The 19643-nt window shown below is 71.3% G+C and carries 17 protein-coding genes and 2 pseudogenes; 8 read left to right on the forward strand and 11 right to left on the reverse strand.

Annotation, left to right across the window (positions count from 1 at the left end):
* Positions 1-48: 48 nt before the first annotated feature.
* The 3 genes and pseudogenes from FU792_RS16280 to FU792_RS16290 all read right to left on the reverse strand — a co-directional run bounded on the left by FU792_RS16280 (position 49) and on the right by FU792_RS16290 (position 3572).
* A pseudogene (locus FU792_RS16280) lies at positions 49-1086 on the reverse strand (alcohol dehydrogenase catalytic domain-containing protein).
* Between the two features lie 19 nt (positions 1087-1105).
* On the reverse strand, positions 1106-2101 hold the full coding sequence (locus tag FU792_RS16285; protein ID WP_022923518.1) for a GTP pyrophosphokinase: 996 nt from the start codon (positions 2099-2101) through the stop codon (positions 1106-1108).
* Positions 2102-2372: 271 nt separating this feature from the next.
* Positions 2373-3572, reverse strand: a complete 1200-nt coding sequence (locus FU792_RS16290; RefSeq protein WP_022923516.1) for an MFS transporter — start codon at positions 3570-3572, stop codon at positions 2373-2375.
* Between the two features lie 156 nt (positions 3573-3728).
* On the opposite strand from FU792_RS16290, the gene FU792_RS16295 reads away from it, so the two are divergent.
* Positions 3729-4745 (forward strand): zinc-dependent alcohol dehydrogenase family protein, encoded by a 1017-nt coding sequence (locus FU792_RS16295; protein ID WP_022923515.1) that lies wholly within the window; start codon positions 3729-3731, stop codon positions 4743-4745.
* Here the strand turns inward: FU792_RS16295 and FU792_RS16300 are convergent.
* Positions 4723-6345 carry an FAD-dependent oxidoreductase gene (locus tag FU792_RS16300; protein ID WP_149814903.1) on the reverse strand — a complete coding sequence of 541 codons (1623 nt, stop codon included), beginning with the start codon at positions 6343-6345 and terminating at the stop codon, positions 4723-4725. The two genes, FU792_RS16295 and FU792_RS16300, sit on opposite strands and share 23 nt — an antisense overlap.
* A gap of 75 nt (positions 6346-6420) precedes the next feature.
* On the opposite strand from FU792_RS16300, the gene FU792_RS16305 reads away from it, so the two are divergent.
* Positions 6421-6978: a helix-turn-helix domain-containing protein gene (locus FU792_RS16305; RefSeq protein ID WP_022923513.1), complete on the forward strand. Its 558-nt coding sequence runs from the start codon at positions 6421-6423 to the stop codon at positions 6976-6978.
* Positions 6979-7065: 87 nt separating this feature from the next.
* On the opposite strand, the gene FU792_RS16310 is transcribed toward FU792_RS16305, so the two are convergent.
* Together FU792_RS16310 and FU792_RS16315 are read right to left on the reverse strand one after the other, a co-directional pair.
* Entirely contained in the window at positions 7066-7704 is a 639-nt protein-coding gene (locus tag FU792_RS16310; RefSeq protein WP_161600290.1) for a CPBP family intramembrane glutamic endopeptidase, read from the reverse strand.
* Positions 7705-7715: 11 nt separating this feature from the next.
* A complete protein-coding gene (locus tag FU792_RS16315) occupies positions 7716-8039 on the reverse strand; it encodes a hypothetical protein (RefSeq protein WP_149814905.1) in 324 nt (107 codons plus the stop codon).
* 402 nt (positions 8040-8441) lie between these two features.
* Here FU792_RS16315 and FU792_RS16320 point away from each other — a divergent pair, with 402 nt between their 5' ends.
* A complete protein-coding gene (locus tag FU792_RS16320) occupies positions 8442-9503 on the forward strand; it encodes a sensor histidine kinase (protein ID WP_149814906.1) in 1062 nt (353 codons plus the stop codon).
* Positions 9482-10126 carry a response regulator gene (locus tag FU792_RS16325; protein WP_022923510.1) on the forward strand — a complete coding sequence of 215 codons (645 nt, stop codon included), beginning with the start codon at positions 9482-9484 and terminating at the stop codon, positions 10124-10126. The genes FU792_RS16320 and FU792_RS16325 overlap by 22 nt, the downstream gene beginning before the upstream one ends.
* 23 nt (positions 10127-10149) lie before the next feature.
* On the opposite strand, the gene dnaB is transcribed toward FU792_RS16325, so the two are convergent.
* Positions 10150-12495 carry a replicative DNA helicase gene (gene dnaB / locus FU792_RS16330; RefSeq protein ID WP_022923509.1) on the reverse strand — a complete coding sequence of 782 codons (2346 nt, stop codon included), beginning with the start codon at positions 12493-12495 and terminating at the stop codon, positions 10150-10152.
* Positions 12496-12875: 380 nt separating this feature from the next.
* Between dnaB and FU792_RS16335 the strand changes: the two are divergent.
* From FU792_RS16335 to FU792_RS16345, 3 genes and pseudogenes are all read left to right on the forward strand, one after another.
* Positions 12876-13332: pseudogene (locus FU792_RS16335) on the forward strand (Hsp20/alpha crystallin family protein).
* Positions 13333-13363: 31 nt separating this feature from the next.
* Positions 13364-14704, forward strand: a complete 1341-nt coding sequence (locus tag FU792_RS16340; RefSeq protein ID WP_022923507.1) for an MATE family efflux transporter — start codon at positions 13364-13366, stop codon at positions 14702-14704.
* A gap of 212 nt (positions 14705-14916) precedes the next feature.
* Entirely contained in the window at positions 14917-15885 is a 969-nt protein-coding gene (locus FU792_RS16345) for a hypothetical protein (protein ID WP_022923506.1), read from the forward strand.
* A 492-nt stretch (positions 15886-16377) separates the two neighbouring features.
* Here FU792_RS16345 and rplI read toward each other — a convergent pair whose 3' ends face one another.
* The 4 genes from rplI to rpsF all read right to left on the reverse strand — a co-directional run bounded on the left by rplI (position 16378) and on the right by rpsF (position 18145).
* Entirely contained in the window at positions 16378-16827 is a 450-nt protein-coding gene (gene rplI / locus FU792_RS16350) for a 50S ribosomal protein L9 (RefSeq protein ID WP_022923505.1), read from the reverse strand.
* Between the two features lie 24 nt (positions 16828-16851).
* The gene (gene rpsR / locus FU792_RS16355) at positions 16852-17088 is read right to left on the reverse strand and encodes a 30S ribosomal protein S18 (protein WP_022923504.1); all 237 of its coding nucleotides are present in this window, start codon (positions 17086-17088) and stop codon (positions 16852-16854) included.
* A gap of 86 nt (positions 17089-17174) precedes the next feature.
* The gene (locus FU792_RS16360; RefSeq protein ID WP_022923503.1) at positions 17175-17795 is read right to left on the reverse strand and encodes a single-stranded DNA-binding protein; all 621 of its coding nucleotides are present in this window, start codon (positions 17793-17795) and stop codon (positions 17175-17177) included.
* Positions 17796-17857: 62 nt separating this feature from the next.
* Entirely contained in the window at positions 17858-18145 is a 288-nt protein-coding gene (gene rpsF, locus FU792_RS16365; protein WP_022923502.1) for a 30S ribosomal protein S6, read from the reverse strand.
* Between the two features lie 319 nt (positions 18146-18464).
* On the opposite strand from rpsF, the gene FU792_RS16370 reads away from it, so the two are divergent.
* Entirely contained in the window at positions 18465-19631 is a 1167-nt protein-coding gene (locus FU792_RS16370) for a nucleotide sugar dehydrogenase (RefSeq protein ID WP_022923501.1), read from the forward strand.
* Positions 19632-19643 lie beyond the last annotated feature (12 nt).

Below are 19643 nucleotides of genomic sequence, written 5' to 3' on the forward strand. Positions count from 1 at the left end.
ACCGTCCTCCGGCAGCGGGCCGAGGGGTCGGCGGGTCAGCGGCGCGGGTCAGCGGCGCGGGTCGACGAGCGTCATCCCGGCGACGACGGCGCGGTCGAACACCGGGAGGAGGTCCGCCGCCTCCTGCAGCCCGACCGTGCGCTCGACGAGCCGCTCGGGCGCGAGCGAGCCCTGCTCGATGAGAGCCAGCATCGCCGGGTAGTCGACGGCCGGCATGCCGTGGCTGCCCAGCAGGTCAGCTCCCACCCGATGACCCGCTCCAGCGGGACCCGAGGGTGGCCGACCGCCCCCGGCAGCAGCCCGACCTGGACGTGGCGCCCGCCGCCGACGCAGCCCGAGCAGGGCGTCGCGGCAGGTCTGCTCGCCGCCGACGGCGTCCACGGCCACGTGGCTGCCGCCGCCGGTCAGGTCGTGGATGGCCGCGGGGACGTCGGTGCCGTCGGCGAGGACGGTGTGCTCGGCCCCCAGCCCGGCGGCGACGGCGAGCGCCTGGGGGTTGCGGTCGACGGCGACCACGCGGGCCCCCCGCGCCCGGGCCACCATCACGACGCTGAGGCCGACACCTCCGGCGCCGACGACGCTCACCCACTCCTCGGGCGCCACCCGGGCCCGGTCGACGACGGCCCGGTATGCCGTGGCGAACCGGCACCCCAGGCTCGCCGCCGTGGTGAGCTCGATCGTCGGTGGGACGGCCACGAGGTTGGTGTCGGCCGCGTGCAGGGCCACCTGCTCGGCGAACGACCCGTCGTGGGTGAACCCAGGCTGCTGCTGGTCCGGGCAGACCTGGGCCTGGCCCGTGCGGCACCAGTGGCACCGGCCGCACCCGCAGACGAAGGGCACCGTGACCCGGTCCCCCTCCCGCCACCGTCGCACCTGCGCACCCACGTCGGTGACGACCCCGGCGAGCTCGTGACCGGGCACATGCGGGAAGGCGATGTCGTCGTGGCCGGCCCAGGCGTGCCAGTCGCTGCGGCACAGCCCGGTCGCGTGCACCTGCACGACGACACCGTCCGGCGGGGGGACCGGCTCCGGGATCTCCCGCACCTCCGGCGTCGCACGGGCCGAGGACAGGACGATGGCGCGCATGCCGCCAGTCTGGCAGCGCTCAACCGGTGAGCCGCGCCAGCCTGGCAGTCAGCAGGTCGTGGCGGTGGGCGTTGCCGTGCAGCCCGACGTATCGCTCCCCGTAGACCGAGAGCAGCGAGTCGTCGAGCCGGCGCACCGCACCCGGGGGGTAGCGGTAGCCCATCCGGGCGTCGATCGCGTTGTCGTCGACGTCGCGGAGCACGTCGCGCAGCTCGGCCAGCGAGGTGACGCCGAGCTCGAGCAGCAGGCCGCTGATCCACGTGTAGTGGTCGGTGCGCGACCACCCGGCCTCGGTGAACTGGCCGGCGAGGAAGGCGGCGAGGTCGGTGGCGCCGATCCGCGGGTCGTCGTCCGCGACGTCCGGGGGCGACGTCAGCTCGCGGCGGTGCCGGTCGCGGATCGCGGAGAACTGCTGGTCGGCGAGCTCCAGCAGCCCGGCCGCGAGGGTGAACCGCCGGTCGAAGTCGTGGGCGTGCTCCTGCGGCACCGACCCCTTGTAGCGGATGTCGTGCTCGAACTCGGCCCAGGCGTGCTGGAGCACGGTGCGGATCTGGACCGACGCCGGCCGCCCCGCGGGTATGCCGGCCGCCCGGGCCCGCTCGTCGTCCAGGGCGACGAGCAGGTGGCGGCTGGCGTAGCCGAAGCGGCCCTCGGCCGCGGTCTCCTGGCCCATGTCACGGTCGTCGCGGACCTCGAGCTGAGCGTCGAGCAGCTGGGCCACCGCGTCGACGTCGTCCTGCACGTAGGTCACCACGCGCACGCCGATCTGGTCGGTGATGTCGGTGAGCGGCTTGGGGAAGGCCAGCCGCCCGGTGCTGGTGCGCCGGGCGGCCTTGCCGGCGAAGGACTCCACCGACTTGGTCCGACCGGTCACCGCCAGGTAGTTGATGCCGGCGTCGTCGAGCAGCTGGGTGACCAGCGAGACGTAGGAGTCGGTGGCGGCGCGCAGGGCCTCGTGCCCCGCGGCATACCGCGTCACAGCCCTGCGGATCCGGACCGACTGGTTGCTCGACACGGGGCCCAGCCTGCCGCATGCGCGGTGCGGACGCCCAGGGGTGGGTGCGACCTGCCGGCTGCGGGGACCCGGTCACACGGACCGTCGGCGGGCTGACGCTGACCCAGACGCTGGTGCAGACGGTGCTGCACGTGGGTCTGCGCCGGGGTGACGCGGCCGCGGTCGACCCGACGCTGGGCCGGCTGCTCGGTCGCCGGCCCCGCACGGTGGCCGACGTCATCGCCGACCACACCCCCTCTGGCGACCGGAGGGCTGACCCGCGACGGGACCCTCAGGCCAGGATGCGGGGTCGTGAACCGTGGCGGCGCTCGCGCGCCATCGCCAGCAACCCCAGGACCGGGAACGGCAGCAGCAGCCACGCGACCGCGGCGCCGAGGCCCGCATACGTGGTGGAGACCAGCAGGATCGACCCGGCGCTGAGGGCGAAGCCGAGGCTGTTCTGGATCGCCAGGGCACTGCCGACGAGGTCCTGCGGGCAGGTGCGGGCGCTGAGCGCCGAGAACTGCGGGGAGTCGGTGATCACCGCGACGCCCCAGAGCAGCAGCACCGCCAGCACCAGCCAGGTCGGTCCGTCCGAGAGCAGCGGGTATGCCGCACACACCAGCCCGGAGGCGGCGAGCGCCGTCGCCGCGACCCGCCCGCTGCCCCAGGTGGACGACAGCCGGCCGCCGACCACGCAGCCGACCGCGCCGACCGCGATGACGGCGAAGGACCAGCCGGGGACGAGGCCGCCGACGGACGACGCGTCGGCCAGCGCGTCGGCGACGAGCAGCGGCACGAGGGTCCAGAAGGCGTAGAGCTCCCACATGTGGCCGAAGTAGCCGAGCGAGGCGAAGCGGTAGTCGGACACCGTGAAGGCGCGCAGCACGGCGCCCCAGCGCAACCCGCCGGGCGCCCCCCGCGGCAGGTGCGGGCCGTCCCCGAGATGCAGGACCAGCGCCGCCGCGACGAGGGCGAGGACCGAGGACGTGAGCATCACCTGGGCCCAGTCCAGGCCCACGCCGGCGGCGCGGATGCCGTGCGGCAGCGCCGTGCCGAGGGTGAGCATCCCGACGAGCCACCCGAGCGTCGCCCCGGCCCGGCCCGGGTCCCAGGAGACGACCATCTTCATCCCGAGCGGGTAGACCCCCGCCAGGGTCACGCCGGTGAGGAAGCGCCACACCATGCCCTCGGTGAGGTCCGAGGCCAGCAGCGCGAACCCGGCGTTGGTCAGGCCGGCCGCCAGCGCCGACACCGCGAAGACCCGGCTGGCGCGGAACCGGTCGGCCAGGCTGGACACCGCCATGAGGATGGTGCCGAGCGCGAACCCCAGCTGCACCGCCAGGGTCAGCCTCCCGATGCCCACCGCGTCCAGGCCCCACTCGACCCGCAGCCCGTCGGCGGCGCTGTTGGCGCTGAACCACACCGAGGTCCCGAGCAGCATCGCCAGGACGATCGTGGCGACGGCGCGCCGTGGGGAGGTGTGGGCCATGGGGCGACCCTAGGTGGTGGCCGGGCACGGTCGCCCCGTGACGGGGGCCCGTCGGACGGCACCGCCGAGGCGTCTGAGGTACGGTCCACCACGGTCGGCCGGCACCCGCCGGACCGCCCGGGACGAGCAGCACGGACCAGCAGCACAGGAGGAAGCATGCGCGGAGCAGTCATCCACGGACCGGGGGACATCCGGGTGGAGGACCGGGAGGACCCCACCGTGACCGAGCCCACCGACGCCGTCGTCCGCACGGTCGCCGCCTGCGTCTGCGGGTCCGACCTGTGGCCCTACCGCGGGATCTCGCAGGTGGCCGAGCCCCGGCCCATCGGCCACGAGTTCGTCGGTGTCGTCGAGGAGACCGGGTCGCAGGTGTCGACCGTGCAGGCGGGGGACTTCGTGGTCGGTGGCTTCCTGCACAGCGACAACACCTGCCCGGTCTGCCGGGTCGGCCAGCACGCCAACTGTCAGAACGGCGGCGGGTATGCCGGGTGCCAGGCCGAGCGCATCCGCATCCCGAACGCCGACGGGACGCTCCTGGCCACCCCCGGTCGGCCCGACGACGACCTGGTCCCGAGCCTGCTGGCCCTCTCCGACGTCATGGGGACCGGCTGGCACGCCGCGGTCTGCGCTGGGGTGCGCGAGGGCGGGAGCGTGGTCGTCGTGGGTGACGGCGCGGTGGGCCTGTGCGGCGTGCTCGCGGCGCGCGTCATGGGCGCCGAGCGGATCATCGCCATGAGCAGGTACGAGGACCGGCAGCGGCTGACCCGGGAGTTCGGGGCCACCGACGTCGTCGCCGAGCGCGGCGACGAGGGGGTGGCCGCCGTCCGCGAGCTGACCGACGGGATCGGCGCTGACGCCGTGCTCGAGTGCGTCGGCACCCAGGACTCGGTCGTGCAGGCGCTGCAGTCCGCGCGGCCGGGCGGGATGGTCGGCTGGGTCGGCGTCCCGCACGTGACCGACATCCCGCAGGAGCACATGTTCTACCGCAACGTGGGGCTGCGCGGCGGCATCGCACCGGTGCGCGCCTACCTCCCCGACCTGCTGCGTCTGGTGCTGGACCGGGAGATCGACCCGGGCCGGGTCTTCGACCTGGAGCTGCCCCTGGAGCAGGCCGCCGAGGGGTATGCCGCGATGGACGAGCGGAGGGCGATCAAGGCGTTGCTGCGGCCCTGACCGCCCGCAGGACCACGTCGTCGACGTGGTGCGTCGACACCGCGCCGGACGGGCGGGGACGGGTCGCGTGCACCTGCACGGTCCACCCGCCCTGCGTCGCGAGCGCTGCGGCGACCTCCTCGACACCGACATAGGCCTCGGGGTCGAACATGCGGGTCTGCTCGGCGGGGTCCACGGGCTCGCGCATCGGGGACAGGTCGTGGCCGACCACGAGGAGCGTCCCGCCCGGGGCGACGGCACCCAGCAGGGTGCGCAGGCCTCGTTGCTCCGGGGTCCGCAGGAACGAGCCGTACTGGAGCGAGACGAGGTCGTAGGTGGCGCCACCGACGGCGTCAGGAGCGTTGACGTCCCGGTGCAGCAGGCTCACCGCGAGCCCACGGCGCTCCGCCTCCGCCCCGACGTGCTCCAGCGCCGCACCGGAGATGTCGGCAGCCGTGACGTCCCACCCCTGCTCGGCCAGCCACAACGAGTCGCCACCCTCACCGGCACCGACGTCGAGAGCCCGGCCGGGCGGCATACCCCTGACCTCGGTGACGAGGGTGCCGTTGGGGTTGCCGCTCCACATCCGCTCCCCGGTGCCGTAGCGCGCGTCCCAGTCACCCTCCTCGCCCGCGGTGCGCTGCGCCGAGCGTATGTCCTCGTCGGCGAGGCTGAAGGCGATGATGGCGCCGACCCGGCTCCCGTGGGCGGCCGACGGCAGCACCTGCAAGGACGGGTCGGTGAGATTGCCCGCGCCGTACACCCCGGGCACCGTGGTCTCCCCGGTCATCGGGTCCACCTGCAGCACCTCACCCAGACCGCTCGGGTGCGCGGTCGCCTCGATCCCGAGCGACGCCAGCGCCTCGACGCGGGCGTGGAAGCGGGTGCCGACGAGGACCGCGTCGGCCTCCAGCAGCGCCCCGTCGACCAGCTCCACGCCGGTCACGGCGCCGTCCGACCCGGTGACCACGCGCCGCACGCCGGTGCGCACGACGGACACGCCGGCGACCTCGAGCGCGGTGAGAACAGCCTCGTCGACGCCCGCCACGTCGTGCAGGACGACCGTGAGCCGGTCGGTCAGGTGGCGGAGCAGCGCGGTCGGGTGCAGGCCATCGTGTGTGACGATCTGGACGAGGCGCTGGTCGCGGACCTCGTAGCCGTGGCAGAACGGGCAATGGATGACGTCCTGCCCCCAGCGGGGCGCGAGCCCCTCGATGTCGGGGAGGTCGTCTCGGATGCCGGTGGCAGCGAGGACCCGCCGGGCCAGGAGGGTATGCCCGCCGCTGAGCTCGACGCGGAAGCGACCGTCCTCCCCTGGTCGGACGGCGAGCACGCGACCGGTGAGGATCTCACCCCCGTAGCCGCGGACCTCCTCGCGACCGACCGCCAGCAGCTCGGAGGGCGCCGCGGCCTCCCGACCGAGGTAGCCGTGCATGTGGGCGGCCGGGGCGTTGCGCGGGGTCCCGTCGTCGACGGCGACCACGGTGCGCCGCTGCCGCGCGAGCTGCAGGGCGGCGGTCAGGCCGGCGGCCGACCCGCCAATGACCGCGACGTCGCACTGACGCTCGACGGGAGGGCGGTCGGCGTGGTCGTGCTGCTCGGGGTGTGCGTGCATCGTCATGACTCCACCGTAGACGCGTCATGCGGCATGCGGGAACCCTTTTGCGGTATTCGCAAGTTCTGACATCATAATTCCATGCCCACCGCCACCGACGTCGAGACCTTGGCCCGCACCCGGCTGCGCAGCCTGCGCAGCACCCTGGGGTACTCGCTCGAGGAGCTGGCGGAGCGCACCCACCTCAGCCCCTCGACCATCAGCCGGATCGAGACCGGCAAACGCACGCTCGGGTTGGACGTGCTCGTGCCGCTGGCTCAGGCGCTCGGCGTCAGCCTGGACGCGCTCTTCGAGACCCCGGGCGACGAGGACGTCGTCATCCGCCCGTCCCCGCACAGCTCCGGCGACCACACGACGTGGCCCCTGAGCCGACCCGACGGACGCACGGTGGCCATCAAGATGCGCCTGGAGCCGACCACGTCTGCGCCGGCCCAGCGGGTGCACCCCGGGCACGACTGGTTCGTGGTCATCGAGGGACGGGTCCGCCTCCTCCTCGGGGAGCGGGAGATCGAGATCGGCACCGGCGAGGCGGCCGAGTTCTCCACGATGACGCCGCACGCGATCCGTGCGATCGGCGGGCCCGCCGAGGTCGTCATGATCTTCGACCGGGAGGGGCAGCGGGCGCACGTGCATCAGTGACGTGCTGCTCGACCACGTCGTGGTCGGTGGGGACCACCCCGGGCGATCTGTGGGCTTGCGTCTTTCCCGGTCGCCCCGTTCTCGCACCTACACACAGGGTGTGACCTCAGATCCGCGGCCTCGGTGTGTCACCCGGTGGTGGTAGGTGATCGCCAGGGCGGTGAAGGCGATGATGATGCCGTTGGAGAACCAGAACGCCGCCACGGAGACCTCGTGCGTCGTGGCGTGCGAGAACCCGATGACGTCACCGATCAGGACCACCAGGTTGTTGACGACGTGCAGCGCGATCGCCGCCTCCAGACCACCTGTGCGCCACACGAGGATGCCCATGGCGAGGGCGAAGACGCCGATGTTGACCTGCCCGTAGAGGTCGTAGGTGTGGCCGAGGACGAAGAACGGGATCGGGATGAGAATGCCCCACCACGGGCTCTTCAGCCACGCTCCGAGTACCTGCTGCGGCAGCCCCCGGAAGACGTACTCCTCGGCTGCGGCCTGAAAGGGGACGACGAGCAGAGCCAGGGTGATCATCAGCAGGGCGCGGTTGGTGATGCTGATGTCGAGGCTGCCCTGGTGCCATTGGACGAGAGCATCGATTGCCACGTACGGGGTGAAGACAAGGGCGGCCAGGCCGAGCATCGGCACCAGCAGCGCACCACGGAGGTGACCGGCCACGGAGGAGAGCCTGCCCAACGACTGCTTCTCGGCCAGTCGCAGGCCGATAGCCACGGCCGGGATCATCAGGGCGAGCATCCCGCAGCCCAGGACCAGACCGAGGGGGTGTCGAGGTCGAACGTGTCCGTTTCCGCCCACACCGTCATGGCGGGCTCCAGGTAGGGGACGAAGTAGATGACGATCATTGTCAGGATGCCGGTTGCGAAAACCAGCACGGCGTAAGCGACCCCCGAGAACACGACGGTCAGCAACGGGCGCCACCAACGAGGGCGGGCGTGGGTCAGTGCCACACGGTGGTACGACAGGTCGTTCTGGGTCGCGTCCCGGTCTTCGTCGGAAACCGATGATGGAGCGTCGGGGGAGGTCGTCGGGAGGATCTGAGTCGTCATTCTTCGATCATGGGATTGTCGTGGTCGTCCCGGTATCAGGCAGGAGTACACCAGCCGGCGCCGATGGGATCAACGAAGTTCATCCCATCGGCTGACACTCGGCAGAGCTCCGGTCGCTTACGTTGAGCGCGTGTCCCAGCCCGAGCATCCTCAGACTCAACCCGGACAGCATCAGTCCCCTCACGGTGACAGCCCGGACTCATGGGCAGCGCCGAGCACTGAACCCGTGATGATGCCGGCACCGCTCATGGGGCAGCTGAACACCCCACACGCTCGTGACGAAGGCGCGCGGCGACGGCTCCTGCTGATGGTCGGGTCGTCGTGGCCGCGCCACTGGCAACCCTCGTGTCGTGGGGAACCGTGATCGACCGAGGACTGTCGGATGACCTGACGGTGCTCTTGATGCTCGTGGACATCGTCCTCGGTGTCGTCGCACTGGTCGTGCTGCCCCGAGTCCTGCACCGCGACAGCGGCCCGCCGCAGTGGCTGCTCGATCCGCGGCGGGAGCGTAGGGCGTTGCGCTGGGGCCTGCTGGTGATCGCCTGCTCGGCCTTCTCGGGGGGAGCGTTCCTGCCAGCCCTCATCGCGGTCAGCTCGCTGTCGGCTCGGCGTCGCCCGACGTGGATCGCCGCAGCCGTCCTGGCCCTGATGGGCGTCCTCGTCGTGGGTCTTCTCCTCGAGAGCCAGGCATATCCACGTGGTGACCTTCTGCTGGTCACCTTCGCCGGGGTGGGACTGGCCACCGTCCTCGTGGTGACCGGCCTCTATCAGGGCAGCCGTCGGGCGTTGCTGCACTCGCTGCGACGTGAGGCGGCGACCGCACGCGCCGGCCAGCAGGCCCGCGCCGAGCAGGCCAGAACGGCAGAGCGAACCAGGATCGCCCGGGAGATGCATGACACGGTCTCCCACCGACTCGCCCTCGTCGCGCTGCATGCGGGTGGGCTGGAGTACCGCGACGATCTGACTCCGGAACAGGTCAGGGTGACCATGGGCACGATCCGCCGAGCAGTCCAGGAGGCCTCGGAGGAGCTGGCCAATACCCTCACGGTCCTGCGCAGCGACGGCGCCGATGCGCTGCCCGCTCCCACCATGGTCGACATCCAGCGAGTGCTCGAGGAGGTCGTCGAGGCCGGAGCCCAGATCGAGACAGACCTCTCCATGCCTGTTCAGGAGCCGCCCGCGACGCTGACGTCCCACCTGCACCGGGTCGTCCAGGAGTGCCTGACGAACGCGCTCAAACATGCACCGGGCCAGCCGATATCGGTGCGCGTCGACGGAGCCGTCGATGACGGCATCCACGTGGTGATCAGCAACCCGCTGCCTGACCGGGACGTTGCGGCGAGGGGATCACGGGTCGGTCTGGTCGGCCTCAACGAACGGGTGGCGTTGGCTGGTGGCAGGTTCCGGGCAGAGGCACAGGGTCGGAGCTTCGTCGTGCGAGCATGGTTGCCGTGGCAGAGTTGAGGGTCCTTCTCGTCGACGATGAGGCGCTCATCCGGGCGGGGCTTCGGCTCGTGCTGGAGGGGTCGCAGGAGATCACCATCGCGGGGGAAGCGCGGGACGGGATCGAGGCAGAGCAGCTGGCACGCGAGTTGCGTCCCGACGTCGTCCTCATGGACGTGCGGATGCCGCGCCGAGACGGGGTGGCGGCGACCGCAGCGGTCCGGGCCCTGCCCGACGCTCCCGCCGTGGTCGTGTTGACAGCTTTCGCGACCGATGAGTTCGTCCTCGGGGCACTGCGCGCGGGAGCCGCCGGCTTCTTGCTCAAACATACGTCCCCCGGGCAACTGGTCAATGCGATCAGGCAGGCCGCTGCAGGGACGATGACCTTCTCGCCCGAAGCGCTCAACCGGTTGCTCTCGGCCGCAGGGTCTCCCGCGCCAGGGACGGAGCGGGTGGCGAGATTGTCCGAGCGGGAAGCTCAGATCGCCGAACGGGTCGCACAGGGCCTGACCAATGCGGACATCGCCGAGCAGCTCCACCTCTCGTTGCCCACGGTGAAGACCCACCTGGCGCGCATCTTCGACAAACTGGCGGTGACCAACCGGGTGCAGGTCGCGCTCCTGGTGCGCGAAGCGGGGCGCTGACCGTCCGTCGCCATGCATGAGGCTCAGAAGTTGCTGGCCATATTCGTGAATCGGCTGTAGTGGCCCTGGAATGCGACAACCACAGTGTCAGTCGGGCCGTTCCTGTGCTTGGCAACAATGACGTCCGCCTCGCCCTCGCGAGGCGACTCCCGCTCGTAGAGCGACTCGCGGTGCAGCAGGATCACGACGTCGGCGTCCTGCTCGATCGAGTTGTGAACCGCGATGCCGTTGGCGACGAAGTTGTGGCCACCGAGCACGGTGGCGTCGTAGACCTCCTCGATGCCCACCAGCTCCACCGACTGGATCTGCCCGAAGAGCACGTCGTTGACGGCTGCGAGGTCCAGCTCCTCCTTGTCCAGCACATCGACCACCGAGCTCAACGAGCCAGCATCCTCACGCCTCATGACCTTGCCCACCTCGGCCCACAGCGGAGAAGGCTCCGACAGCCGAGGCGCGGCGGCGTGGCCTGCACCGTTTCGCACCAGCGCGAGAGCCCCCGCCACGTCTGGCCCCAGGTCGCCATGAGGCGCGACCTCCTGGAGGAAGCGGCGCTGGTCGTCCCGCTCCACAACGCCCAGGACGGCGCCCGCCACTGAACTCCGCTGCTCCGTGCTGATTCCGAAGCGCAGCAACTGTCGGGCGATCTGATCGAGCACCGACGGGTTCCCGGGAAGGGAGATCGTGGGTCGCTCCTCGTGCGGGCTCACACCCACCTGCCCCTCGCGGGACCACATCGCAGCGACGAGCACGGCGATCTGACGCTTAGACATGAACCACGCCTCGTCCGGGAGCCGAGACGCCCGACCCTCGACGAGATCGTCGGCCAGGGAGACCACATCGGCGTCGTCGGCCCACGGCTCATGCCGCTCCGGCGCAGGGACGTGGCGCGGCACGGCGATGCGGTCGCCGGCGTGCAGGTCGCCGAGGGCCTTCCAGCCGTCGTAGGCCAGGAAGGGGTGGTTCTCCGTCGCTGTCAGGGTCTTGCCCGAGGTGAGAGTGAGTCGGAACACCGGCCGCGTCCCGGTGGCGAAGACGTGGGTGAGATGACGCCGGACATACCGCAGGGACTCGTCGAGGGACCACACCGGCACGTCGGTCGCGCCCTGCTCGTGAAGCTCACCGAGCGTGACCTCGGCCCCAGTGTCGGCGCGCAGCACGCGCGTGTCAGCGGTGAGGCAGCCCGACTCACGAAGGTCGCTCATCTGCGGCTTCTTGTCCGTCCGCTGCTCCGGCCCTCGGTTGAGCTGCGACAGCGCGATGACCGGCACCTCGAGCTCCTTGGCCAGCAGCTTGAGCGCGCGGGAGAACTCCGCGACCTCTTGCTGGCGCGACTCGACCCGCTTGCCCGAGCTCATGAGCTGCAGGTAGTCGATGATCACGAGCTTGAGGTTGTTGCGCTGCTTGAGCCGGCGACACTTGGCGCGGATCTCCATGAGCGACATGTTGGGGCTGTCGTCGATGAAGAGCGGGGCGTCGGTGATGCGGCCCTGGGTCTCGGCCAGCCGGGTCCAGTCGCGGTCGCGCATGTTGCCCTTGCGCATGTTCTGCAGCGGGATCTCCGACTCCGCCGACAGCAGGCGCATGGTGATCTCGGTCCGGCTCATCTCCAGGGAGAAGACGACCGTCGCCATCTGATGCTTGATCGCCGCGGCCCGGGCGAAATCCAGGGCGATGGTCGACTTCCCGACAGCAGGCCTGGCCGCGATGATGACCATCTGCCCGGGGTGCAGGCCGTTGGTGAGCTCGTCGAGCTCGGTGAACCCCGTCGGCACACCGGTCATCTCCCCCGAGGACCCGGCCGCGTGCTCGATCTCGTCCATCGTGGGCTCGATGAGCATGCCGAGCGCCTGGTAGTCCTCGCCCCCGCGCTTGTCGGCGACGGCATACACCTCGGCCTGCGCGGCGTTGACGATGTCCTCGACGTCGCCCCCCTGGTAGCCGATCTGCACGATCCGGGTGCCGGCGTCCACGAGCCGCCGCAGCACCGCGCGCTCGGCGACGATCTCGGCGTAGAACGCGGCGTTGGCGGCGGTCGGGACCTCGGCGATGAGCTGGTGCAGGTATGCCGTCCCGCCGATCCGCTGCAGGTCGCCGCGCTTGGTCAGCTCGTCACCGACCGTGATCGCGTCGACCGGCTCGCCGCGGGAGTAGAGGTCCACGCAGGCCTCGAAGATGCCCTCGTGCGCCGGGCGGTAGAAGTCCTGGGCCTTGACCATCTCCGAGCACTCGGCGATGGCGTCCTTGGACAGCATCATGGAGCCCAGCGCGCTGCGCTCGGCGGCGACATCCTGAGGAGGAAGACGGTCCTCCGGGCCGCTCGGCGCACCCTGGTCCGGCGGTCCGTAGACGTCCATCTCGCTCAGCGTCATACCGCCTCCTCGCCCGTCGTCAGCACGTGCTCAACCTGTGCGAGAAGTCCAGCACCCACCGCCGACAGACCCGCAATCGGCCTACCGTACGGCCGAGGTCACCGACCCGCAGCATCCCCGTGTGGACGACCTGGGGACACGGTGTGGAGGCCGTGGGGACAACCCACCCCACGTCCCAGCACGGCGTGTGGACAACACTGTGGAAACTCACGGAACTTTCGTCACATCAGGGCTGTGACCTGCGGCGACGCGGCACCCCGGTTGTGGATCAAAATTGGTGGACCCGCACGCCGCACGGACTTGACGAAACGTCCCGGCGTTAGCACTCTATTACTGAGAGTGCTAACGCACCTCGACAGAACTGGACAAGGGAGGACACAATGACCCGCTTTGACCCGCTGCGCGAGATGGACCGTCTGATGTCCGAGATGCGCACCCCCGCCCACGGCCGCCGCCGCGATGCCGATGGACCTCTACCGCACCGGCGAGCGCTACGTCGCCCGCGTCGACCTGCCCGGAGTCGATCCGTCGTCCATCGACATCGACGTCGAGGACCGGACCCTCACGTTGCGTGCCGAGCGCAGCGAGGAGAGGGACGTCGAGCAGTGGCTCTCGCACGAGCGCCCTGCCGGCACCTTCGCCCGGCAACTAACCCTCGGATACGGCGTCGCCCTCGACCGGATCGAGGCCGACTACAGCGACGGCGTGCTGACCCTGACCTTCCCGGTCGCCGAGGAGGCCAAGCCGCGCAAGATCCAGGTCTCGCACGGCGGACAGCACAGCATCGAGGGCCAGACGGTCGAGCAGGGCGGCCACGACCAGGAGGCAGCGAGCTGACCATCGACCACCGCCTCACGTCCCGGCTCTCGTGACCGAGGACGGGGCGCACGGCGGGCACGGTCAGGCACGGGAGATCCTGCGCCTGGCCGTGCCCGCGTTCCTGGCCCTGGTCGCCGAGCCGCTCTTCCTGCTCGCCGACTCCGCGATCGTCGGCAACCTCGGCACCGCCGCGCTGGCCGGTCTCGGGGTCGCCAGCGCCGTGCTGCTCACTGCGGTCAACATCTTCATCTTCCTCGCCTACGGCACCACCGCGGTCGTCGCCCGCCGGCTCGGTGCCGGAGACGAACGGGGCGCGGTCAGCGCCGGCATCGACGGGGTCTGGCTCGCGCTGCTGCTCGGCGCGGTCGGCGCCGCCTTCACCGCTCTGCTCGCGCAGCCGCTGGTCCAGCTCTTCGGCGCCGGCGATGCGGTCGTGGCCGAGGCGGTGACCTACCTGCGCTGGTCGGCCCTCGGCATACCCTCCATGCTCGTCGTGCTCGCCGCGACCGGGGTGCTGCGAGGGCTGCAGGACACGCGGACCCCGCTCGTGGCCTCCGTCGTCGGCTTCACTGGCAACGCGGCGCTCTCGCTGATGCTCGTGCACGGGGTCGGGTGGGGCATCGCCGGCGCCGCGATCGGGACGGTCGTCGCGCAGACCGGTATGGCGCTCGGTCTCGTCCTCGTCGTCGTCCGCGGGGCCCGGCGGCTGGGGTCGTCCCTGACCTTCCACGGCGCGGGCGTGCTGCGGGCGGCGCGGGGGGGCATACCCCTGCTCGTGCGGACCATCGCGCTGCGCGCGGCGCTGCTGCTCACCACCTGGTCGGCCGCCGGGCTGGGCGACGAGCAGCTGGCGGCGCACCAGGTGGCGCTGACGGTATGGTCCACGCTCGCCTTCGCCCTCGACGCGCTGGCCATCGCCGCCCAGGCGCTCACCGGCAAGACCCTGGGTGCCAGCGACGTCACGGGGACGCGGGAGGCGACAGCACTGATGGTGCGGTGGTCGGTGTGGTTCGGCGTGATCCTGGCCGTGCTCATCGTCGCGCTGCACCGCGTCATCCCGCTCGGCTTCAGCCAGGACGCCGACGTGCGGGCCGCCCTGGCCGCGGCCCTGCTCGTCGTGGCGGTCGGCCAGCCGATCGCCGGGATCGCCTTCATCCTGGATGGTGTGCTCATCGGCGCCGGCGACACCCGGTGGTTGGCGTGGGCGCAGACCGCGGCGACCGTGGCCTACCTCCCGATGGTGCTGGGGGTCCGGCTCAGCGGTGTCGACGGCACGACCGGGCTGATCTGGCTGTGGGTCGCCTTCACCGGGTTCATGACCGTGCGCTCGATGCTCATGTGGCGGCGGGCGCGCGGCGAGGCGTGGATGGTGGTCGGCGCCGAGCGGTGAGCGGCAGGGGGCAGTGCCCCGGCGGGCTTGGCGCCGTTCCTCGAGGCCTAGGCCGACCGTGGAAGTGTCGCCCCGGCGGCGCATCCACGGTCAGCAGCCGCTGTCAGCCCCCAGCCGACCGTGACACTGCTGCCGCGGCGACGCTTCGAGGGTCCAGGAGTGGCCTGTGGATAGGTTCAGCGAGGCGTCGTCGGTGCGTCGCAGACTGGGGTATGCCCACGACGCGCGCCGAGCGCAGGACAACCCAGCGGCTCGAACGTGCCCGGCGGCACCGGCTCGCGCGAGAGCTGGCCGAGCCGCACGACGGGGTGGTCACGAGGCGGATGCTCCTGGAAGCCGGGCTGACACCAGGGCAGATCGCCACGGAGATCGACCACGGCGCGTGGAGTCGGGCGGGAGCGCATACCCTCTGCATCACCTCGGACGTGCCGAGCGGCCGTGCCCTGTGGTGGTGGGCCGTCTGGGAGTCCGGCACCCACAGCGTCCTGGACGGCGCGACGGCGTTGCTGGCTGCCGGGCTGCAGCACTGGGAGGAGCCGGTCATCCACGTCGCCGTGCCCAACAACGCCACGGTCCGCCGACTGGAAGGGGTCCGGCACCACCGCCTGCGCGACCTGGGGCCGCGCATCACCTCGGGTCTTCGGCGCACACCACCCGACGTCGCGGTGGTCCGCGCGGCGCGATGGGCCAGGACCGACCGGCAGGCGGCCACCCTCGTGGCGATGACCGTGCAGCAGCGGCTCGTGGCGCCGGACGCTCTGCTCGTCCGCTGGCAGCAGATGAGGCGGACCTGGGAGACCTCAGTGCTCGACGAGGTCATCAGGGACGTCTGCGACGGGGCTCACTCGCTCAACGAGCTGGACTTCGCCGCCGAGTGCCGTCGCCGCGGTCTTCCCGAGCCGACCCGGCAGGCCGTGCGCACCGGGCGCAACGGCCGGGTCTATCTCGACGTGTTCTGGGATGAGCTCGGCATCCACGTGGAGATCCACGGCGCCCAACACTTCCAGGGCACGGCCGGCATCGACGACGCCCTCCGGCACAACGACCTGCAGGTCCGCGACCGCACGCTGGTCAGCCTGCAGATCCCGGTGCTGGGGCTGCGGACGACCCCGGAACCGTTCTTCCGGCAGCTCGGAGCCGCCCTCGAGGCGGCCCGACGACGGCTCGGACAGGCCGGCTGACCGGGAAAGGTGCGCCCCGGCGAGACTTCCACGGTCGGCACCACGTCAGAGGGCCGGGTGACCGGGGAATGCGCGCCGGGGCAGCACTTCCACGGTCGCACCCGCCCGTCGACCGCTACCCGACCGGGGAAAAGGCGCCATGGCGAGACTTCCACGGTCACCCGCCCCCCCTTGCCGCGCCGGGGCAGCACTTCCACGGTCACAAGCGCTGTCGAGGCAACGCCGACCGGCGAAAGCGCGCCGCGGCAGCATTTCCACGGTCACAACCGCTGTCGAGGGCAACGCCGACCGGCAAAGGCGCGCCGCGGCAGCATTTCCACGGTCGCACCCGCCCGCCGACCGCTACCCGACCGGGGAAAGGCGCCATGGCGAGACTTCCACGGTCACGGGGCGGCGATCAGCGAGCGGCGCCTCGACGGGCGGACGCGGAACGGCCCCGCCTCCCGGGGGAGACGGGGCCGTACGGCGTGTGCTGCGCGTGCAGCCGGCCGCTCAGGCGGAGGCGACGACGCTGACGGTGACGTCGGCGGCGAGGTCTTCGTGCAGGCGGACGTGCACGGCGTGGTCGCCGACGCTGCGGATCGGGGTGCGGACCTCGATCCGGCGCTTGTCGACCTCGGGGCCACCGCTGGCGGCGATCGCCTCGGCGATCTCGCCCGGGGTGACGGCACCGAAGAGGCGGCCACCGGACCCGGCGCGGGCCTCGACGGTGATCTCGGCGCCCTCGAGCCGGGCCTTGGCGGCGGCGGCGTCCTCGGCGCTCTTCACGGCCCGCTTGTCGCGGGCCGCCTTGATCGAGTCGACCTGCTTCTGGCCGCCCTTGGTCCAGGCGGTCGCCACCTTGCGGGGCAGCAGGTAGTTGCGGGCGTAGCCGTCCTTGACGTCGACGACGTCACCGGCGTCACCGAGGCCGGTGACAGGCTGGGTGAGGATGATCTTCATGATGCGCTCCTGATGCGACCGGGCTCAGCGGGCGGAGCTGCTGTAGGGCAGCAGCGCCATCTCGCGGGCATTCTTCACGGCACCGGCGATCCGGCGCTGCTCCTGCACGGAGACGCCGGTCACCCGACGGGCACGGATCTTGCCGCGGTCGGAGATGAACTTGCGCAGCAGCGCGGTGTCCTTGTAGTCGATCGACTCGATCTTGGCGGACTTGAGCGGGTTCGCCTTCTTCTTCGGCTTGCGCATGACGGGCTTGGCCATCGTGGTGCTCTCCCCTTTCGTGAGAGCCCGAGCTCATCGCTCGGGATGGTGGGTGTGTTCGTGGTGGTGCTGTGGAGGGTGGCCGATCAGAACGGCGGCTCGTCGTAGGACGGCGCGCCGCCCCAGCCCGAGCCCCCGCCGGAGTTGCCGGCGTTGCCGCCGGTGCTGCTGGCGCCGCCGGTCGCCCAGGGGTCGTTGGCCGGGGCCTGCTGGCCCCCGGACTGCTGCCCGCCGGCGTTGCCGCCGCCGGAGTAGCCGCCCTGCTGACCACCCTGTCCGCCCTGGCCCTGACCGCCCTGCTGGCCGCCACCCTGCCAGCCGCCGCCGGAGCCACCCTGGCCGCGCTGGGCCTTGGTGACCTGGGCGGTGGCATACCGCATGGACGGACCGACCTCGTCGACCTGCATCTCCATGACCGTGCGGTTCTCGCCCTCCTGGGTCTGCCAGGAGCGGGAGACCAGCCGGCCGGTCGCGATGACGCGGTCGCCGCGGTGCAGCGACTCCGACGCGTGCTCGGCCGCCTCGCGCCACACCGAGCACCGCATGAACAGCGTCTCGCCGTCCTTGAACTCGTTGGTCTGGCGGTCGAACTGCCGCGGGGTGGACGCCACCGTGAAGTTGGCGACGGCCGCACCGCTGGGGGTGAAGCGCAGCTCGGGGTCGGCGGTCAGGTTGCCGACGACGGTGATCGGAGTCTCTCCGGCCATGTCAGGTGCTCCTCGCGTTGCTGTCGGTCAGGTCAGGGGTTCGGGGTGTGCCGGGTCGCGACTCAGGCGTCGCGGCGCAGCAGCTTGGTCCGCAGGACGGACTCGTTGAGGCCCAGCTGGCGGTCTAGCTCCTGGGCGGTGGCGGGCTCGGCGGTGAGGTTGACCACCGCGTAGATGCCCTCGGCCTGCTTCTTGATCTCGTAGGCCAGCCGGCGGCGGCCCATGACGTCGATCTCGTCGACGGAGCCACCGTCCTTGCCGACGACGGCGAGCATCTTCTCCAGCGTGGGCTGGAGCGTGCGCTCGTCGGTCTCGGGGTCGAGGATGATCATGAGTTCGTACTGACGCATGCGGAAGACCCACCTCCTTCGGTCTGTAGCGGTCACGGTCTCTCCGTGACAGGAGGGTCATACGTCGCACCGCTGCCCTGCCAGCATGCCACCGAGCGGTGAGCCGTGCAGGAGTTGTCCACAGCCGCAGGGCTCGCCGAGCGACGCGGACCGCGGTGAACCCGACCACGATACCGGGCGCCGCCGCGCGCCGCCTAATCCGCACCTCGTCTCCTGCCTCGTCCCGGGCGGCTCCTGCGCGACGCCGCACCGGGCGCCGCCTCATCGGCTTCTCACCCGCGCCACGACATACTGTGCCGGACCGAGCAGAGGGAGAAGCATGAAGATCGCGATCGCCGGCACCGGCTACGTGGGGCTCTCGTTGGCCGTCGTCCTGGCCCAGCACCACGAGGTGTGCGCGCTGGACATCGACACCGCCAAGGTGGCCGAGATCAACGCGCGCCGCAGCCCGATCCACGACCCCGAGATCAGTGACTACCTCGCGACGCGCGAGCTGGACCTGCGGGCGACCACCGACCCCGAGGAGGCCTACGCGAGTGCGCAGTGGGTGGTGGTGGCGACCCCCACCGACTACGACACGGTGACCAACTTCTTCGACACCCGCAGCGTCGAGGCGGTCGTCGCGGACGTCCGCCGGATCAACCCCGGCGCCGCGATCGTCATCAAGTCCACGATCCCCGTCGGCTACACCGAGGGCCTCCGCGAGCAGCACCCCGGCGCCACCATCCTGTTCAGCCCGGAGTTCCTGCGCGAGGGCCGCGCGCTGCACGACAACCTGCACCCGTCCCGGATCATCGTCGGCGACACCACCGAGCGCGGTCAGGAGTTCGCCGACCTGCTCCTGGAGGGTTCCCTGCACGACGACGTGCCGGTGCTGCTCACCGGCTCCACCGAGGCCGAGGCGATCAAGCTCTTCGCCAACACCTACCTGGCGATGCGCGTCGCCTACTTCAACGAGCTCGACACGTATGCCGTGACCCGCCAGCTCGACACCCGCCAGATCATCGAGGGCGTGGGTCTGGACCCGCGCATCGGGGCGCACTACAACAACCCGAGCTTCGGCTACGGCGGCTACTGCCTGCCCAAGGACACCCGGCAGCTGCTCGCCAACTACGGCACCGTGCCGCAGACCCTCATCACCGCGGTCGTGGACGCCAACACGACCCGGATGGACTTCATCGCCGCCGACATCCTCGACCGGCACCCGCGACGCGTCGGGATCTACCGCCTCATCATGAAGGCCGGGTCCGACAACTTCCGCGCCTCGAGCGTCCAGGGCGTCATGTCGCGGCTCCAGGCGCGCGGGGTCGAGATCGTCATCTACGAGCCCTCCTTCGAGGGCGAGACCTTCCAGGGCTGCCGCGTGCTGCGCGACCTGCCGGCGTTCACCGAGGCGGCCGACGTCATCATCGCCAACCGGCTGGACGAGCACAGCGACGACTTCGGCGACAAGCTCTACACCCGGGACCTCTACGGCCGGGACTGACCTGCTCGACCT

It is taken from the genome of Serinicoccus marinus DSM 15273 (assembly GCF_008386315.1).
GTDB lineage: Bacteria > Actinomycetota > Actinomycetes > Actinomycetales > Dermatophilaceae > Ornithinicoccus > Ornithinicoccus marinus.

Bases quoted from the DNA above. Each gene is read 5' to 3' on its own strand.
- rplI (WP_022923505.1), bottom strand. From the start codon at position 16,827: ATGAAGATCATCCTCACCCAGCCTGTCACCGGCCTCGGTGACGCCGGT.
- FU792_RS16360 (WP_022923503.1), bottom strand. From the start codon at position 17,795: ATGGCCGGAGAGACTCCGATCACCGTCGTCGGCAACCTGACCGCCGAC.
- FU792_RS16295 (WP_022923515.1), top strand. From the start codon at position 3,729: ATGCGCGGAGCAGTCATCCACGGACCGGGGGACATCCGGGTGGAGGAC.
- rpsR (WP_022923504.1), bottom strand. From the start codon at position 17,088: ATGGCCAAGCCCGTCATGCGCAAGCCGAAGAAGAAGGCGAACCCGCTC.
- FU792_RS16370 (WP_022923501.1), top strand. From the start codon at position 18,465: ATGAAGATCGCGATCGCCGGCACCGGCTACGTGGGGCTCTCGTTGGCC.
- dnaB (WP_022923509.1), bottom strand. From the start codon at position 12,495: ATGACGCTGAGCGAGATGGACGTCTACGGACCGCCGGACCAGGGTGCG.
- FU792_RS16305 (WP_022923513.1), top strand. From the start codon at position 6,421: ATGCCCACCGCCACCGACGTCGAGACCTTGGCCCGCACCCGGCTGCGC.
- rpsF (WP_022923502.1), bottom strand. From the start codon at position 18,145: ATGCGTCAGTACGAACTCATGATCATCCTCGACCCCGAGACCGACGAG.
- FU792_RS16325 (WP_022923510.1), top strand. From the start codon at position 9,482: ATGGTTGCCGTGGCAGAGTTGAGGGTCCTTCTCGTCGACGATGAGGCG.
- FU792_RS16290 (WP_022923516.1), bottom strand. From the start codon at position 3,572: ATGGCCCACACCTCCCCACGGCGCGCCGTCGCCACGATCGTCCTGGCG.
- FU792_RS16300 (WP_149814903.1), bottom strand. From the start codon at position 6,345: ATGACGATGCACGCACACCCCGAGCAGCACGACCACGCCGACCGCCCT.
- FU792_RS16345 (WP_022923506.1), top strand. From the start codon at position 14,917: ATGCCCACGACGCGCGCCGAGCGCAGGACAACCCAGCGGCTCGAACGT.
- FU792_RS16320 (WP_149814906.1), top strand. From the start codon at position 8,442: ATGCTCGTGGACATCGTCCTCGGTGTCGTCGCACTGGTCGTGCTGCCC.
- FU792_RS16315 (WP_149814905.1), bottom strand. From the start codon at position 8,039: ATGACGACTCAGATCCTCCCGACGACCTCCCCCGACGCTCCATCATCG.